Raw genomic sequence first — 16,239 nt, 5'->3', positions numbered from 1 at the left:
ATTTTTTCTGATCTGATGAAGGTTCTTGGAATTGATGAGGCGGGAAGGGGTCCTGTAATAGGTCCCCTTGTCGTGGCGGGTGTCATGATCCCTGAGAGGAAGTTCTCGATACTCAGGAAAATGGGTATAAGGGACTCAAAGAAGCTCACACCCGAGAGGAGAAAATTTCTCGCCCGAAAGATAAGAAGGATCTCAAGGGTGTTCACGGTTAAGATATCTGCATCGGATATTGACAGGATGCGTGAGAAGGGCTTTAACCTCAATGAGATAGAGAAGATAGCAATAAAGAGGATAATAGCCGAAGCACAGCCGGAATCTGTCATCATAGATTCTGTGGACGTTAAACCGGAGAGGCTGGCGGAGGAGATAAGGTCCCACTTCGGGGACATCGAGGTGAAGGCGGAGCACGGTGCAGATGCAAAGTATTACCCAGTTGCAGCGGCTTCAATAATCGCCAAGGTTGAAAGGGACCTTGAAATAGAGAGGATACAGAAGCTGAACAGAAAACTGGGGGACATGGGTTCCGGTTATCCCAGCGACCCACGCACCAGGGCTTTTCTGGAATCATTCCGTTACGATGAACTCCCGGACTTTGTGAGGAAGTCATGGGCCACTGTCCAGAAGAGGAGGAAAAACTGATTTAATCATTTAATACAGCCAGACCACTATTTTTAAATATATCCTCTCCGGTAAATACCCATCAGGTGAGGCAGAAAAATGTTTCTCGAACCAGTTTTCAACTTCTTTGGCACAGTACTTGAAATGTTCCGCAGCGGCGGTGTAATAACATACATAATAGCAATCACAGGTGTCTATGGTTTTATCACGTCCATTGAGAAGATACACTACCTAAGAAAGATTTCACGTGTTAGCACACCCCAGATAATAGGTAAGGTCAATGAATCCATGGAGAAGGGCGGAGCACTTGAGGCACTCAGGGAGATAGGGCAGTACCAGAATCCAGTATCAAAGATAATATCAGAGGCCCTCAAGATAGGCTACAGGAACCGTTCAGAGGTTGAGGATGCAATGGAGCGTGTTTTCATTGTTGAGATGAGCAACATGACCAAGGGTCTTGGGACGCTAAGGACAATAATAGAGGTCGCCCCCATGCTGGGTCTTATAGGGACCGTCATAGGGATATGGTACACATTCAGGGCCCTCGGTGTTAACGCTGACCCCGCTGCAATGGCTGAGGGAATCTATGTTGCACTGATAACCACAATACTTGGACTGGCAGTTGCCATAATCCTCATGCCCCTCTACTCCTACATAACAGGCAGGATAGACGATGAGATAGACAAGATTGAACTCATAAAGAAGATGACAAACTGGGGGTACGCCATCATGAGGATAAGGGTCGATGGAGATGTTGATGATGTGGTCGAGGCCCTCATGGAGTCAGATGGTGTTGTCAGCGTGAGGACGGTTGATGACCCTGAGGCAAACCTTGTGGTGGCATTCAAGCCCAGCATGCTTGAGAAGAGCATAAACAACATAATACTTGAAAGGTGCGGTAAGAGCGCCGAGATAATTGAAAGTAAGCTGCGGCAGTGATAAAATGGTCCTGGATACAGAGAGGTACAGGAACAAGGTTCATGGGAGGCCAAGGTTCAACATGGTCCCATTCATTGATATACTGTTCACAATACTGATTTTCCTTGTGGTGACAACCACCTTTTCAGGGGGGGCAGGTGAGGCATCAGGAAAGCCCCAGATAAGTGAAAACACCGGGCCATCAGAGTACTACCTAATACCTGTCGCAGGCCTGAGGCGGGTAACGGTTAATGGCATTGACATGTCCAGCCACATAAAGAACAGTGCGGTGGCAGTCCACACCCGGGTCATAGATGAGGGTGAAATAATAATAAGGCCCAGGGAGGGGGCAATAATCATAACAGCACCACCAGACCTCCCGGTCGATAGGGCGGTTAAAACACCGTCATAATTTGTGCAGGTGATTTGATGTATCTTGGAAGAATACTGGCAGTTGGGAGAAACAGCAGCGGATCCTTCGTGGCGTACAGGGTCTCCAGCAGATCCTTCCCAAACAGGACTGCAAGGCTCCTTGAGGAAAGGGTTGCGATTGTACCAGTTGAGGGCTGTGAGGGTGACGTATTCAAAAACCCCTACATAGCATACAACTGTATAAGGATAGTTGATGGGACTGCGGTTGTATCCAACGGTTCCCATACCGATACCATTGCAGATAAGATATCCCTCGGGATGAACCTGAAGGACGCCCTGGGCTTCTCCCTCCTTACAATGGACTATGAGAAGGATGAACTAAACACCCCACGAATCGCAGCGGCAATCAATGACTCGGATGCATTCATAGGAATAGTTACAGAGGATGGGATAAACATCAGAAGGGTCCCTGAAGGCGTTTCAATGTACATCTCAACCTATGAGCAGACAGAACCAGCAGAAACCACCTTTGAAGCCGGAAATGCAGAGGAGGCGGCAGAGTTCATACTGGGTGGAGGAGATTTTGCAACATTCACACACCCTGTTACCTCGGCAGCAGCATTCAACAGAGGAGACGGCTGGAAGCTGGCTACGGGAGAAAAATGAAGTCCGGTGCTTAAATGCAGATAACCCTAACTGGAGTGGAGGGCCTACCACTTGTCTCAGAGGGTGATGACATAGCAGCCCTCATAGTGGACGCAGTGAAGTCCTCAAACATGGAACTCCTTGATGGTGACATACTGGTAATCGCTGAAACACTGGTGGCAAAGGCAGAAGGAAACACCGTTGACCTCAGGAGGATTGAACCATCCAGAAAGGCACTTGAAATAGCATCAAGGACAGGTAAGGACCCCAGACTAGTTGAGGCAATCCTTGAGGAGTCCAGTGAGATACTGAAGGTTGGCCATGACTTCATAGTATCCGAAACCCGGCACGGCTTTGTATGCGCCAATGCAGGTATTGACGAGTCAAATGTTGAGGATGGACTGGCAACCCCACTCCCAGAGGACCCTGACAGAAGCGCCAGAAGGATACTTGAGGGTCTTCATGAACTCACAGGGAGGGAAATAGCTGTCATAATCTCCGATACACAGGGAAGGCCCTTCAGGGAGGGGGCTGTCGGTGTTGCAGTTGGAGTTGCCGGTATTTCACCGGTGTGGGATCGGAAGGGTGAACTGGACCTTTATGGCAGGAGCCTCCAGACAACCAGGGTGGCGGTTGCAGATGAACTGGCAGCCGCAGCCTCCCTTGTGATGGGACAGGCAGATGAGGGCGTACCCGCCGTCATAGTAAGGGGTTACCCATGGGGGCACCTCCGCGCCACTGGCAGCGCAAGGGAACTCTTAAGGCCCCGGGAACTTGACGTCTTCAGGGATTAGGTGGTTCAATGATAACAGTCCTCTCTGGGGGTACAGGCACACCGAAACTCCTGCAGGGCATTGTGAGGGTTGTGGACCCCTCTGAGGTTACGGTGATAGTTAATACGGTTGAGAATGACTATTTTTCTGGAGTATATGTCGCACCTGACATCGACACAGTTATTTACACCCTTGCAGGGATAATAAACGAGGAGACCTGGTATGGGGTCCGGGATGACACATTCATAACCCATGAGAGGCTTGGTGAACTTGGATGCCCGGAGCTCCTGAGGATAGGCGACCTTGACCGGGCATTCAAGATACAGAAAACCCTCCTTTTAAGGGACATGCCACTCCACAGGGTTGTGGAACACCAGTGCAGGGCCCTTGGTGTGGAATCAAGGGTTATCCCCATGAGCAACCAGGAATCCGATATCAGGATAATTACAGATGAGGGTGAGATGGGATTCCACGAGTTTCTTGTGGAGAGGAGGTCAGAGCCCGAGGTCCTGGATGTTCAGTTCAGCAGGGTTAAACCGGCACCTGGGGTTTTAGAGGCGATTGAATCTGCCGAAAGGGTCATAGTGGGACCATCCAATCCTGTGACATCCGTAGGGCCCATCCTCAAAACAGAGGGTGTTAGGGATGCCCTCAGAGATGCAGAGGTATCTGCAGTATCACCATTTATAGGCAGGAGACCATTCAGCGGGCCCGCCGGGAAATTCATGGAAGCTAAAGGCTATGAGGCCTCAAGTCTCGGCCTTGCAGAGATGTACAGTGATTTTCTTGACATGCTGGTGATTGATGAGGCCGACTCAAACCTCAAGACGGAAATAGAAAAACTAATAAAAGAGGTAACGATAACAAAGACCATCATGGAAAACACAGGGGATAAAATAATGTTGGCCAGAATACTTTTGGGTGAAATATTATGATACAGATGACCTTAATTCAGATAGACAATTATGGGCCATGGACAGTGACACCAGCCCCACGTAATGAGGCTGATCTTCAGATACTCCAGGCAGAACTTTACGCTGACCTTCAGCGCCAGTTTGCTGCCCGTCAGGGACTTGTTTTTTTCACAAGATTCGATAATATGCTCGCCATCACCAATGGTATAGGGGTGGAGGACCACAGAAGGATACAGAGGTCCATAGGTAACCGTTACCCCATAACCGTGAGCATGGGCGTGGGGGCCGCTGAGACACCCTATGATGCCCAGAGAAATGCTTCAAGGGCTCTTCAGAGCCATGGGGGAGCCCAGTCAGAGGAAAGAAAGGAGGTCCTTGCCATAGATGGTCTTGTGGAAGAGGGCCATGTGCAGATTGCGCATATTGATATAAATGGCATCACAGAGACCATGACCGACATTGTGCCGGCCTATGACACATCATTCATTGTTAACAGGGTCCAGCACTTCCTGATGAAGAAACTCATAAAGGAGGGCGCCCTTCTATTCTTCATAGGCGGGGATAACTTCATGTCACCCTGCAATGGCCTTGAACCGCAGGGTCTGCTTCGCATACTCAATGAGATAGATGACGAGATAAACGTTGCACTCAAGGCGGGTATCGGAAAGGCACCAACAGCTGAGAAGGCCGCTAACCTGGCAGACCTGGCCCTCGAGGAGATAAGGGGCGGCTTCACATATGACCTGGTCCATGTGATGAAGGAATAGCTGGATGAGGTCCTGCATTATCAAGATTTTCTAACCAAAAACCCATGGTTGCTGATAGCATAATTGTCCTGGCCCCAATGGCAGGTATAACCGATGCAGAATTCTGCCTGAAACTTATCCCCTATGGTTTCGATGCTGTTACACTGGGCGGCTACAATGCAGATGAGGAAACATCCAGGGCTGGAAGGCTAATAGCCGGGAGGGGCAGACCTGAATTTGATTTTGACTCTTCTGAACTTAAATCCATAGTAGAATCTGAGGCATCAAGGATAAAGGACAGTTTTGAGGTGCTGGTCTCTGTGAACCTCAGGGCCCTTTACCCTGAACCCATCATGCAGATATCATCCATCAGGGAAGTGGATATTGTTGAGATAAATGCACACTGCAGACAGCCAGAGATAACATCCCTGGGTGCCGGACAGGCGATGCTCCATTACCCTGAGTTTCTTGAGGACTTCACATCTGAGGTCGTGAAGGGTGCCAATGCAGAGGTCTCTGTCAAGATACGGGGAAATGTGCCTGGAGTTGATACGGTTGCAATTACAGAAATGCTTGATGACCTTGGGGTAGGCTACATTCACCTGGACGCCATGAAGCCCGGTGAGGATAGGGCCGACCTTGAACTTGTGGGTGAAGTTTCACAGAGCTTAAAGAATGCGGTCCTAATAGGTAACAATTCTGTGAGAGACCTTGAATCCGCCGATGCAATGCTTGCTGCAGGTGCAGATGCGGTATCAATTGCAAGAGCTGCAATGCCTGGCAGGATAGACTTCAATCTCAGGGAAATCAGATTTAATCTGGACTAAAAATTTAGAAAATTTTAATAGTCCCTTTATCAAAAGAATAATACAGATTCATCTTTCACTGGTAACGTTAATTTTAGCAACTGAGGGTGAGCACATGTCTTTCATAAAGCTGGAAAATGTCACAAAGAAGTTTAAGGGTGTTGAGGTTCTAAAAAACATCAGCGTTGAAATCGATGAGGGCAAGGTCCTGGGGATACTGGGAAGAAGTGGGGCAGGAAAATCTGTTCTCATAAACATGCTGAGGGGTATGAAGGAATACAGGCCAGACTCTGGCCGTGTCATCTACAACGTGGCAATCTGCCCTGAATGCCTCAGGGTTGAACCCCCCTCCTTTGAGGGTAAGTTATGCGGGTGCGGCTCAAAATTTTCACTCAGGGAGGTGGACTTCTGGAACTGTGACAAGAAGACCTTCGCCGCCGTCAGGAGAAGAATAGCCATAATGCTCCAGAGGACATTCGCCCTCTATGAGGACGACACGGTAATCGATAACGTCATAAAGTCAATGCCTGATGTTGAATATGAAACGGCCCTCTACCATGCCCTTGACCTCCTTGAAATGGTTCAGATGAGCCACAGGATAACCCACATTGCAAGGGATCTCAGTGGTGGTGAAAAGCAGAGGGTTGTCCTTGCAAGGCAACTGGCCAAGGAGCCAATGGTTTTCCTGGCTGATGAGCCAACCGGTACCCTCGACCCCCAGACAGCGGAGCTCATACACGACGCCCTCCTTGAAGGTGTCAAGGATAAGGGAATAACCATGATCATAACCTCCCACTGGCCTGAGGTCATGAGGGACCTCTCTGATTATGCCATATGGATTGAGAAGGGTGAAATAATTGAGGAGGGAGACCCTGATGACGTTGTTGCCAGTTTCATGGATCAGGTGCCCGCACCTGAGAAGGTGAAGGAGTTTGAAAGGGAAACCCCCATCATAAAGATGGTTGATGTTAAGAAGCACTACTACTCCATTGACAGGGGTGTTGTAAAGGCTGTTGACGGTGTTGACCTCACAGTCTATGAGGGGGAAATCTTTGGTGTAGTGGGGCTCAGCGGGGCCGGTAAGACGACTCTCTCAAGGATAATAATTGGAATAACCGAGCCAAGCAGCGGGAAGGTCTGCGTGAGGCTGGGTGATGAATGGATAGACATGACCGAGAAGGGACCCCTTGGCCGTGGCCGTGTAACACCCTACCTTGGGATACTCCACCAGGAGTACAGCCTATACCCCCACAGGGATGTGCTGGGTAACCTCACAGAGGCAATCAGCCTTGAACTCCCGGCTGAATTTGCCAGGATGAAGGCAATCTATGTCCTCAAGGCCGTGGGCTTTGATGAGGAGTACGCAGAGAACCTCCTTGGCAAGTACCCCGATGAGCTCTCAGGTGGTGAGAGACACAGGGTTGCCCTTGCCCAGGTCCTCATCAGGGAGCCAAGGATAATAATTCTTGATGAGCCCACAGGTACCATGGACCCCATAACCAGGGTGCAGGTTACAGATTCAATACTTAAGGCAAGGGAGGAGCTGAATCAGACCTTCCTGATAATTTCACATGACATGGACTTCGTGCTTGATGTCTGTGACAGGGCATCCCTCATGAGGGGGGGCAGGATCCTCAAGACAGGTGAACCTGAGTCAATCGTCGGGGACCTCACACCCGATGAGAAGAGGGGGATGCTCAGGGAATAACCCCCTTTATTATCTGCAAAACCACAATTTATTTATCAAAAAAGCTGTTAAAGGCATTAAGTGGTATATTTCAGCCACAATGTAACGAATTATTATTAACAGAATAAACATAATTAATAAAGGAGGACTGTGTTTGGTATGGAGCGACGCACCATCCCATGTCTGCAGGGGTGGTGATAAAAGGGCGCTTACATTCTGCTGCCCACCGGTGAAGCCCTGCCCAATAATGATAGCACTCGAGGAGGCGGGACTGACACCACAGGATTACATTGAAATCAAGGAGTCATTCGCAAGAAATACGAGGCTCGGCGAGGGCCAGGGGACATGCTTCGGTTCACTTGTCTGGTGCTGCAAGCCCTCAAAGCCCTGTCCACTCAGGGACATGGCCATGAAGAGGATCAACATGACAACCGAGGAGTACATGGAACTCAAAAAGAGGCTCTCAGAGGAACTTGTGGGTACCTCTAAACCTGACACCGACAGTGTGAAGGCCCTGGCAGAAGCCTTTGAGGTATCCATTGAGGAGGCCAGGGAGGCCCTTGTCGAGGCAGATAATGACCTCAGAACAGCCATGAAGATACTCAGAATGAAATCCCTCTGACGGATGGTAAAATGTCCCTCACACCCCTCTACATTGACATGCAAGGTAAGAGGGTACTGGTGGTGGGTTCAGGTGAAGTTGGAAGAAGAAGGGCGATGAGGTTCATCGAGGCCGGTGCAGAGGTTGCGGTTCTTGGACAGGAAGTTGAAGGCGCTGTTTCAATAGCCGAGGAAAAACTCGGGGAGTGGGTTAAGAAGGCAGACCTCATAGTTGCCGCAAGTCCCGATAGAAGCCTCAATGAAAGGGTAACTGAACTTGCAGGGGGTAAACTCCTTAACCGGGCAGATGACCCATCAAGGGGTAACGTGGTTGTTCCATCGACATTCAAAATAGCGGATGTTTCAATCTCAGTATTCACAGGAAAAAAGAGTCCACTGATGGCAAAATACCTCCGCAGGAGGATCCAGGAGGCCATAAAACCAGAGGATATACTAATGATTGAGGTTCAGGATGTATCCCGTCGCGTGCTCATGGAAGAGGTTCCGGATCACAGAAAGAGGCGCAGAATTCTCTATGAGATCTCAGAGGATAAAAGGGTACATGAAAAACTTGAAGCCGGCGACCTGGAGGGTGCCATAAGGAGGGCGCGGGACATAATCATGGATAGGGGGCCTTCAGGTGATTCTTAACATAAGGCTTGACCACAAGACCTCTGATGTGAAGACAATGGAGACAGCATCAGGCAGAATAGAGGAGATTGTAGGTGAACTTGAGGCCCTTGGAGCCGTTAACGAGAAGGTGCCCCTCGTGACCTGCAACAGGGTTGAGTACTACCTTCATCTCACATGGGTTCCACCTGAATTTGATTTTAACGGATTTACAGTTGAAAAAGATGATGATGCCCTTCTGCACCTTCTGAGGCTGGCTTCAGGCCTTGAGTCCATGATAATCGGGGAGGACCAGATACTTGGACAGATAAAGGCTGCAAGGCTACAGGCCCTACGTGAGGGTACCTGTGGGCCCCTCCTTGATATGGTGTTCACCAAGGCGGTCCATGTGGGACAGACCGTGAGGCGGAAGACCAAGATAAACAGGGGTTCCGTCTCAATAGGATCAGCTGCCGTTGATCTTGCAGAGTCAATACACGGAGACCTCAAATGCAAGAATGTCCTTGTTATAGGGGCAGGTAAAATGGGGACACTGGTTGCCCGCGCCCTCGCCGAAAAACACCTCAAGGCAATAATGGTGGCAAACAGAACATATGAGAGGGCCTACCAGCTTGCATGCGAACTCGGTGGTGATGCAATACACTTCGACAGGCTCAACAGGGCCCTCAGGGATGCAGATGTTGTTATAAGTGCCACAGGCTCACCACACTACATACTCACCCGTGAGCGTGTCATGGAGGCGGTGCCCCCTGAAAGGAGGTCCAGCATTGTGATGGTGGACATAGCCAACCCAAGGGATATAGAGGAATCCGTGAGGGAACTTGGAGTCAGGCTATTCACAATCGATGACCTCAGGGGCGTGGCCGAGGAGAACCGGAAGAGGAGGGAGGCCGAGGCAAGGGAGGCAGAGGGGATAGTAAGGGCTGAACTTGAACTCCTCCTGAGGGCAATGAAGCACAGGGAGGTGGAGCCACTTCTTGCTGAAATAAGGGGGCGCATGGAGTCCCTCCGACAGAGGGAGGCAGGTAAGGCAATTAAGAAAATTGAAAACAGCAAGGACCCTGAGAGGGTTGTTGAGGGTCTCACAAGGTCAATAGTTGATAAGATATTCCATGATATCGCACTCAAAATCAGGGATGCCGCAGAGAGGGATGATAAAGAGTTCTTGAGGATGTGTTCTGAGCTCTTTGATTGTGAGGAACTTTAGGTTTTTGGGATGTGTTCTGATATCTCCAACTGTAGAGAATCTGGTTTTTGTATTCACAGAGTTCTTTAACCAGAAAAATCAAAGCTTAAACGGATTCTATAAATAAAAAATGGATTCAGGCGAACATGTGCCTGGGTTCGCCCTTCAGATCACGCTCCTTAAGAGCATATTCTATGTGTTCACGCTCCACCCTTGGACTTTCATCTGCCAGTGCCCTGTGGAGGGCTGTTTTAAGCACCCTCTCCTTTATGTCCCTTCCGGACATTCCCTTTGTCAGTTTAACAAGTTTGTCCACAGAGAAATCCACATCCAGGGGCATGGTCTCAATGTATTTCTCAAGCATCATCCGCCTCTCATCATCTCCGGGTAACCTGAACTCTATTTCCTCCTCAAAACGGCTTCTTATGGCATTATCAAGAAGTTCAGGGTTATTGGTCGCGCCTATGGTTACAACACCCCAGTTCTGATTTATACCATCCATCTCGGTTAGGAGTGCGTTAACCACCTCTGAGACGTCCCCACGGAGGGACTGGAATCTCCGGTCTAGGCCAATTGCGTCCATCTCATCTATGAATATAACGGATGGGGCAGTTTTTGATGCCAGTTCATAGAGTTCATGTATCTGCCTTGCACCGTCACCCACATGCTCACCTATGAGGCTTGTGGCCTTTATAAGGTAGAGGGGTACCCTGAGTTCATTTGCAAGGGACTTTGCAAGCATTGTCTTACCTGTACCGGGGCTTCCATGGAAGAGGACGTTCCTGGGCGCCCAGTCCATGAATCTGTCCGGGTCCTCAAGGTACCTCATGATTATCCTGCACTTTATCTTGGCGTCCTCCTGACCGATAACATCGTCCATGGTTATATCACTTTTCACCTCATGGAACTCCTCCCTCTCGTTCTCCAGCAGTATAATGGAGGTGTTCCTGGTTATCTTTGAACCGTCAGGGTGGGCCCTTATTATCTTGAATGCATAGTCAGGGAGCAGTTTCTGGTCAAATAGATAGGAACCCTCAGTTGCACTGAAACCCTCCCACTGGTCCCTTGCATAGATCTCAAAGAGTTCCTTGTTAACGGCATCTATCCTTGGGGACTCCATCAGGTTGCATACGAAGGGGTATCCAACCGGCTGGAGAACAACAAGTTTCGCCTCCCTTTCAGGATCAGAGGCCTTCACAGGAAACTTTTTATCGGATAGCTGGGGGTCATAGACTATGTTATTGAATTTCACCACATCACCTGTTCTTCAGAAACAAGTTCTGATACTGTGATATACTCAAGAAATAAACTCATCATAGGTAAATTGTGCATGGGGGTGTATAAAGTTTTAGGTACACTCCGCGGATCTATACTTTCGGTACACTCCATGCAGTTAATTCAAGAAACCCTGGAACCTCCGTTAGGTCCCTGGTAAACTTCATGCAGCCATATAAAAACTTGGGTTGTGGATTTTGACACAGTCGGAACACTTATTTCTCTGGACCAGCATCACCTGCTGAGGTACTCCTCAAGGAGGGCCTTTATCCTCCTTGCATCATCATCCTTTCTGGGTGTCTCGGAGATTATGGTGGCATCCCATCCACCATCAACCAGCACCTCAAGGAGGGGCTCAACAGGAGGGCCAAAGCCTTCGGATAGGGTGTGGTGCTTTCTCTCTCCCTCATCTGTGTACTCTATCCCTGTGAAGTGGCAGTGGAGGTGCTCTACTCCTACTCTTCCCTCAATTTCCTCAAGTATTCTCCTGTAATCACTGGCGCCCCCTATGCACCCACCACCCCTTGCATGTATGTGTGCAAAGTCCACGGTGGGCATGACGTTATCAAATTCCTCTGAGAATCTTATAATCTCCTCCAGACTTCCCACCTGTGACCTCTTACCGGTGGTCTCAGGTGCAAGTGTGAAGTCCCTGATACCGGCACTTTCAAGTCTTGAGATGAGTTCTTCAAGTGACTTCCTGCAGAGCTCAAATGCCCTTCTCCTCCCCAGGGCACCGTAAAAGCCGGGGTGGAATACAATACGGTAGGCACCCATCCACTCCCCTGCAACTGCACAGTCAAAGAGCCGGTCAATTGACTTCTTTATGGTTTCCTCGTTGGATGATGAAAGGTTTATATAGTATGGGCCGTGCATTGAGACGAGTATATCATTCTTCCTTGAATTTTCACCAATCTTAAGGGCGTTTTCCTTTTTCAACCTGAGACCATAGGTTGCCTGGTACTCATAGGCGTCAAGTCCCATGGCCCTGATCTTTCTGAAAACACTGACTGTACTGCCACGGTAACCCACGGGGTTCCCTGCAGGACCAACCCTTATCAAAAAAACACCCGGTTAAAGGGTTAAATAGAAAAAAATTGGTTTTTAGAGTATGCCCATGGCCCTGTTGGTCTTCATTATGGACTTCATGTTGTCCTCTTCAAGTTCAAGGAGGGCCCTTACTGCATCCACACTCTCTGGGACGGCATCGGATTCCTGGTGGACCGCCTGCATGTAGAATAGTTCCCCTTCGACAACATTTATGGATTCCTCCCAGACAGGTATCTCGAAGAGGTCATTCCTTGACCTTCCAAGTTCCTTGGCGTACTCCATTATCTCTGCGGTTGATGCAAGGCCCTCTGAGGCCCTTACAAGCATGACCCTGGTTGTCTCGTCCAGCTTCGCTTTTATCTCATCGGCGTCCACAGGGTTCTCCAGTTCCACCATTATGTTGTGCTGGTGCATCAGTGTTGTGGGGACAAGGAGTGCAACTGTGTGGATGTTGACACCCTTCATGACGGTTTTGAGGTCGGGTCCGTGGTGTGAGGGGACCGTTGGGGGGTTTGGTACAATGGCGTTTATTGGACCCTTTTTCACCTGTACAGGGTCAGCACCCCTTCTGACCATCACTGCCCTCACCTTCTTTATTCCGCAGAGGTCATCTATTGGTTTGAGGGTCCTGCAGAGGCCAGTGGTGTTGCAGGAAACAACCCTTGTGTAGTCGGCCCCCAGTGACTCTTCGTAGTTTGTGAAGGAGTTGAATGAGAGTCCAATGGCGTCGTGCTTTTCACCACCCTGGAATATGGCCTTTATCCCCTTTTCACGGTACAGTTCAAGATTCTTCGCACCGATGCCCTCGGGTGTTGCATCAACCACGATGTCTGCTTCCTCCAGCATGTCCTCCACGGTACCGCTCACAGGGATTCCAGCATCATCAAAGAGCTTTTCACGTTCAGGGATGCTTACATAGAGGTCATAGCCCTTTTCAATTGCAACCCTCGCCTCAAAATCAGGTTTTGTTTTGCTGACACCAACGACCTTCATGTCGTCCTGGGCAGCCACAGCGTCGGCGACTCTCTTTCCTATTGTCCCATACCCGTTAATGGCTACAGATATCATTAAAGAAACCTCCTATCCCCTGAAAAACTTTTGTTTCCAGAGGAACCTCTTAAGTTTAAAGGTGTGATCTGATATTATTTCTCATTGATTATTTTATATAGTTATCTCTGAGGGGAGTGGGGACTTTGGGTTTATAGTTATCTCTGAAGAAGGAGTGACTGGGTGGATAACAATTAAAAACCAGTTGAGTTTAAGACATGAGGAATTCTGTTATCCTAAATAAGAAAAATAAATAAAAAACATAATGGAGAACATTTCTACTGGTTCTCCACGGCTTCAAGTTTCTCTGGAAGATACGTGTCAACCACGTACTCAAGACCATACTTCGAGAAGGACTGCTGTTCTGCCTTCTTACCGATCTTCAGCATCTTCTTTATTTCGGTCTTCCAGAACTCATCCCTGTACCTTGGATCGTTCAGGAGTTCCTTGAGCCTCACTACATCGATGTCCTTGAGGGGATCTGTGGGGAGGTCATAGTTTATGATGTCACTTGCCGTAACCCCCAGGAACTTTGCATCCGGGGTTGCAAGCTGGTGGTTCACATGGGCGAGCTTCGCACTCCCTGAGATTATGACCATGGCGATATGGAATCCCCATGGGTCTCCGTCGTTACAGATGTACACTGGAAGGTCCAGTTCCTCGTTGACCCTCTTTATGAACCTCCTGGTTGCCCTTGCGGCCTGACCCTTAAGCCCAACGATGAGGGCGTCGAACTTCTTGTAGGCCTTCTCCTGCACGAGACGGTGGAACATACCCATTGTCTCCACCGCAATTACACGTTCAACATCGTGATCCACAAATTCAACCTCATCTATGGTGGGTGATATGTTATAACCTGATTTGCCAGATCTGAGGGCGTTTATCTCTATATCACCCTCACGGACCGTCAGGGCACCGTAGACAGATGCGCCGTCTTCCTCTGGCATGAGGCCCAGCTCCTCCCTGGTCATTCCCAGGGTAACCTCCAGGTCCTCTCCAACGATGTTGGATTCCTGCTGGTCTGCAAAGTCCACCTCCCATCCCTCTGAGATGTAGTAGAGTTCCCTGAGGGTCGCGGTTTTCTCCCTGGCCACCAGGTCCTTGCAGAAGTTGGCGGTGTATAGCATCTGACCTATCTTCTTTATCTGCTTCACATTACCCATTGAACGTGTACCGTAGCGGTCACCCAGGATGTAGTGCCTCTTTTCTTCATCGTAGATTATGTTGGATGTACCCCTTGATGGAACCTTTATCCTGGGGATCTTCCCACGGCTCACATCGTCGAGTATGACGTCTCCAAGACTTTTAAGTTTGTTAATGGCTATTTCCCTTCTATTCATCTAGTGATTCCCCCAGAATTTCAAGTTTTGCCCTTCTTGTAACTGTGTCCAGGAGTTTCCTGTAATCAGGTGCCTCCCTCTCTGCCAGGAGAGCCGCCTGCTTTATGATCACCGGAACGTATGTTTCAAATACCTTGGCCCTCTCGGCCTCCTCCTTGGCGGCCTTCTTCTTCCTGAGGTACTTGTATAGTTTCCTTGCAGCTATCATGGTGGCCTGCCTGATCTCATGGAGTATTTCAGGTTCGGGTGCCACGCTCTGCTTACCTGTTGAGAGGTACGGGACGTTGGTTGATACGATATTCACGAATATGGTGAGCGGTGTATTTTCAAGGTCCCTTATGCCGTAACGCCTCCAGTCAAGGCTCTTAACACCCTCGGTTATTGCGCAGCTACCTGCGTCAAAGGTGAGGGGGACCCTGTTGGCGAACCTCATTATCTCGGCCTTCCTCTGGTCACCGACCATTCTACCTGAGTTTCCGCCGTAGGCTATACCTGCCTCAACCACAAAGGCTATACCCCCACGGTAGGTTTTGGGTTTCCTTGTCACGGTGGCGGTGAATTCTGGCTGGAGTATCTCCCTCATACCCTTCTCAATCTGCTCCTCCCCGATGGGTATGAGGCCTGAGGTTGGTGGTGACATGAACTTCATCTTCTTGAAGGCCTCAACTATCTTCTCGGCCTCCTCCCACTTCATGTCCTTGGGGCGCTTGTTGAGGTCTATGCCTGTGAGCTCCTCGAGTTCCTTTATCTTCTTGGAGGACATCCTTGAGAGATTACTTGTGAGCATACTTCTGAAGCGTCTCTTGTCGGTGTGCTTTGCCATGAATATGAGGTCATCGGCTGTGACACCCCATGGGTGCGGGAGGACCTCCTTTGGCATTGGGGGGATGACGTCTGATGCTCTGTTGAAGACGTAGCGGTTCCCTGTGGGGTCATTGAATATTATCTTTGCATGGGGGTTGGCTATCATTGTCCTCCTTATGTACTCGTAGGCCCCCTGCTCTGATAGTGAGTAGGAGACGTCCTTGAAGTGGAGTTCTATGCAGACCCCTGTGTCCTCAACCGCCACATCCTCCTTTTCGAGTATGAGGCCCTGGTTCTTCTTAACGTCCATCTTGAGGGTCATCTTGACCCCCTTGAGTTCACCGTTTTCCCTGGTCCCTGATATGACCTTTATGGGTTTACCTGTGGTCATCTGTGATAATAGCACGCAACCACTGCATCCAAGTCCCTGCTGCCCCCTGGACTGGATGTTCCTGAATTTGGACCCGGCGAACATGGTACAGAATACTTTCGGGATGTACTTTTCAGGTATCCCAGGGCCGTTGTCCTGGTGTCTGAGGATGTAGTGGTCCTTACCAATCCTTTTGAGATCTATTTTGATCTCAGGGAGTATGCCTGCCTCTTCTGCGGCGTCAAAACTGTTTGTTATGAGTTCATGAAAAACTATCGTCAGTGACCTTATTTTCCCTGTAAAACCCAGCATCTGCTTGTTTTTTCTGAAGAATTCTGAGGGAGTGAGTTCCTGGAATCCTTCGTCAAATAGATCCAAAGCTTGCCTAGCCAAAAGTTCGCCTCCTTAAATAATTTTTCACAGGATAATACACATGGGATACCATGCTCATATACACA

At 49.3% G+C, this 16,239-nt stretch carries 17 protein-coding genes; 12 read left to right on the top strand and 5 right to left on the bottom strand.

Annotated elements, in window-relative coordinates:
• Positions 1-15: 15 nt before the first annotated feature.
• From rnhB to hemA, 12 genes are all read left to right on the top strand, one after another.
• Entirely contained in the window at positions 16-639 is a 624-nt protein-coding gene (gene rnhB / locus QFX39_RS02080; RefSeq protein ID WP_300477000.1) for a ribonuclease HII, read from the top strand.
• Positions 640-717: 78 nt separating this feature from the next.
• A complete protein-coding gene (locus tag QFX39_RS02075; RefSeq protein WP_013296203.1) occupies positions 718-1,557 on the top strand; it encodes a MotA/TolQ/ExbB proton channel family protein in 840 nt (279 codons plus the stop codon).
• Between the two features lie 4 nt (positions 1,558-1,561).
• A complete protein-coding gene (locus QFX39_RS02070; protein WP_300476994.1) occupies positions 1,562-1,948 on the top strand; it encodes a biopolymer transporter ExbD in 387 nt (128 codons plus the stop codon).
• Positions 1,949-1,965: 17 nt separating this feature from the next.
• Entirely contained in the window at positions 1,966-2,574 is a 609-nt protein-coding gene (gene purO, locus QFX39_RS02065) for an IMP cyclohydrolase (protein ID WP_300476991.1), read from the top strand.
• A gap of 14 nt (positions 2,575-2,588) precedes the next feature.
• On the top strand, positions 2,589-3,347 hold the full coding sequence (locus QFX39_RS02060; RefSeq protein WP_300476988.1) for a coenzyme F420-0:L-glutamate ligase: 759 nt from the start codon (positions 2,589-2,591) through the stop codon (positions 3,345-3,347).
• 8 nt (positions 3,348-3,355) lie between these two features.
• Positions 3,356-4,261: a 2-phospho-L-lactate transferase gene (gene cofD / locus QFX39_RS02055; RefSeq protein ID WP_300476985.1), complete on the top strand. Its 906-nt coding sequence runs from the start codon at positions 3,356-3,358 to the stop codon at positions 4,259-4,261.
• Positions 4,258-5,007 (top strand): GTP cyclohydrolase III, encoded by a 750-nt coding sequence (locus QFX39_RS02050; protein ID WP_300476982.1) that lies wholly within the window; start codon positions 4,258-4,260, stop codon positions 5,005-5,007. Before cofD ends, QFX39_RS02050 begins: the two co-directional genes overlap by 4 nt.
• A 44-nt stretch (positions 5,008-5,051) precedes the next feature.
• Positions 5,052-5,813 (top strand): MJ0144 family RNA dihydrouridine synthase-like protein, encoded by a 762-nt coding sequence (locus QFX39_RS02045; RefSeq protein ID WP_367185374.1) that lies wholly within the window; start codon positions 5,052-5,054, stop codon positions 5,811-5,813.
• 94 nt (positions 5,814-5,907) lie between these two features.
• A complete protein-coding gene (gene atwA / locus QFX39_RS02040; RefSeq protein ID WP_300476979.1) occupies positions 5,908-7,500 on the top strand; it encodes a methyl coenzyme M reductase system, component A2 in 1,593 nt (530 codons plus the stop codon).
• A 133-nt stretch (positions 7,501-7,633) separates the two neighbouring features.
• Positions 7,634-8,101: a methanogenesis marker 9 domain-containing protein gene (locus QFX39_RS02035; protein ID WP_300476976.1), complete on the top strand. Its 468-nt coding sequence runs from the start codon at positions 7,634-7,636 to the stop codon at positions 8,099-8,101.
• 11 nt (positions 8,102-8,112) lie between these two features.
• Positions 8,113-8,730: a bifunctional precorrin-2 dehydrogenase/sirohydrochlorin ferrochelatase gene (locus QFX39_RS02030; protein WP_300476973.1), complete on the top strand. Its 618-nt coding sequence runs from the start codon at positions 8,113-8,115 to the stop codon at positions 8,728-8,730.
• Positions 8,720-9,916 (top strand): glutamyl-tRNA reductase, encoded by a 1,197-nt coding sequence (hemA, locus tag QFX39_RS02025; protein WP_300476971.1) that lies wholly within the window; start codon positions 8,720-8,722, stop codon positions 9,914-9,916. The genes QFX39_RS02030 and hemA overlap by 11 nt, the downstream gene beginning before the upstream one ends.
• Positions 9,917-10,031: 115 nt before the next feature.
• On the opposite strand, the gene QFX39_RS02020 is transcribed toward hemA, so the two are convergent.
• The 5 genes from QFX39_RS02020 to top6B form a co-directional block, all read right to left on the bottom strand.
• Complete coding sequence (locus QFX39_RS02020) at positions 10,032-11,147, bottom strand: AAA family ATPase (protein WP_300476969.1); 1,116 nt, start codon at positions 11,145-11,147, stop codon at positions 10,032-10,034.
• Positions 11,148-11,404: 257 nt separating this feature from the next.
• Positions 11,405-12,232, bottom strand: coding sequence for a deoxyribonuclease IV (locus QFX39_RS02015; RefSeq protein ID WP_300476966.1), 828 nt, complete (start codon positions 12,230-12,232; stop codon positions 11,405-11,407).
• A gap of 42 nt (positions 12,233-12,274) precedes the next feature.
• Positions 12,275-13,288 carry a phosphorylating glyceraldehyde-3-phosphate dehydrogenase gene (locus QFX39_RS02010; protein WP_300476963.1) on the bottom strand — a complete coding sequence of 338 codons (1,014 nt, stop codon included), beginning with the start codon at positions 13,286-13,288 and terminating at the stop codon, positions 12,275-12,277.
• 257 nt (positions 13,289-13,545) lie between these two features.
• Complete coding sequence (locus QFX39_RS02005) at positions 13,546-14,607, bottom strand: DNA topoisomerase IV subunit A (protein ID WP_300476961.1); 1,062 nt, start codon at positions 14,605-14,607, stop codon at positions 13,546-13,548.
• Complete coding sequence (gene top6B / locus QFX39_RS02000) at positions 14,600-16,174, bottom strand: DNA topoisomerase VI subunit B (protein ID WP_300476959.1); 1,575 nt, start codon at positions 16,172-16,174, stop codon at positions 14,600-14,602. The genes QFX39_RS02005 and top6B overlap by 8 nt, the downstream gene beginning before the upstream one ends.
• Positions 16,175-16,239: the final 65 nt, after the last annotated feature.

This window comes from Methanothermobacter sp. (assembly GCF_030055425.1).
In the GTDB taxonomy this organism is placed as follows: Archaea; Methanobacteriota; Methanobacteria; order Methanobacteriales; family Methanothermobacteraceae; genus Methanothermobacter.
Note: the sequence above shows the minus strand (reverse complement) of the source record. Positions and strands in the feature narration are given on the sequence as shown.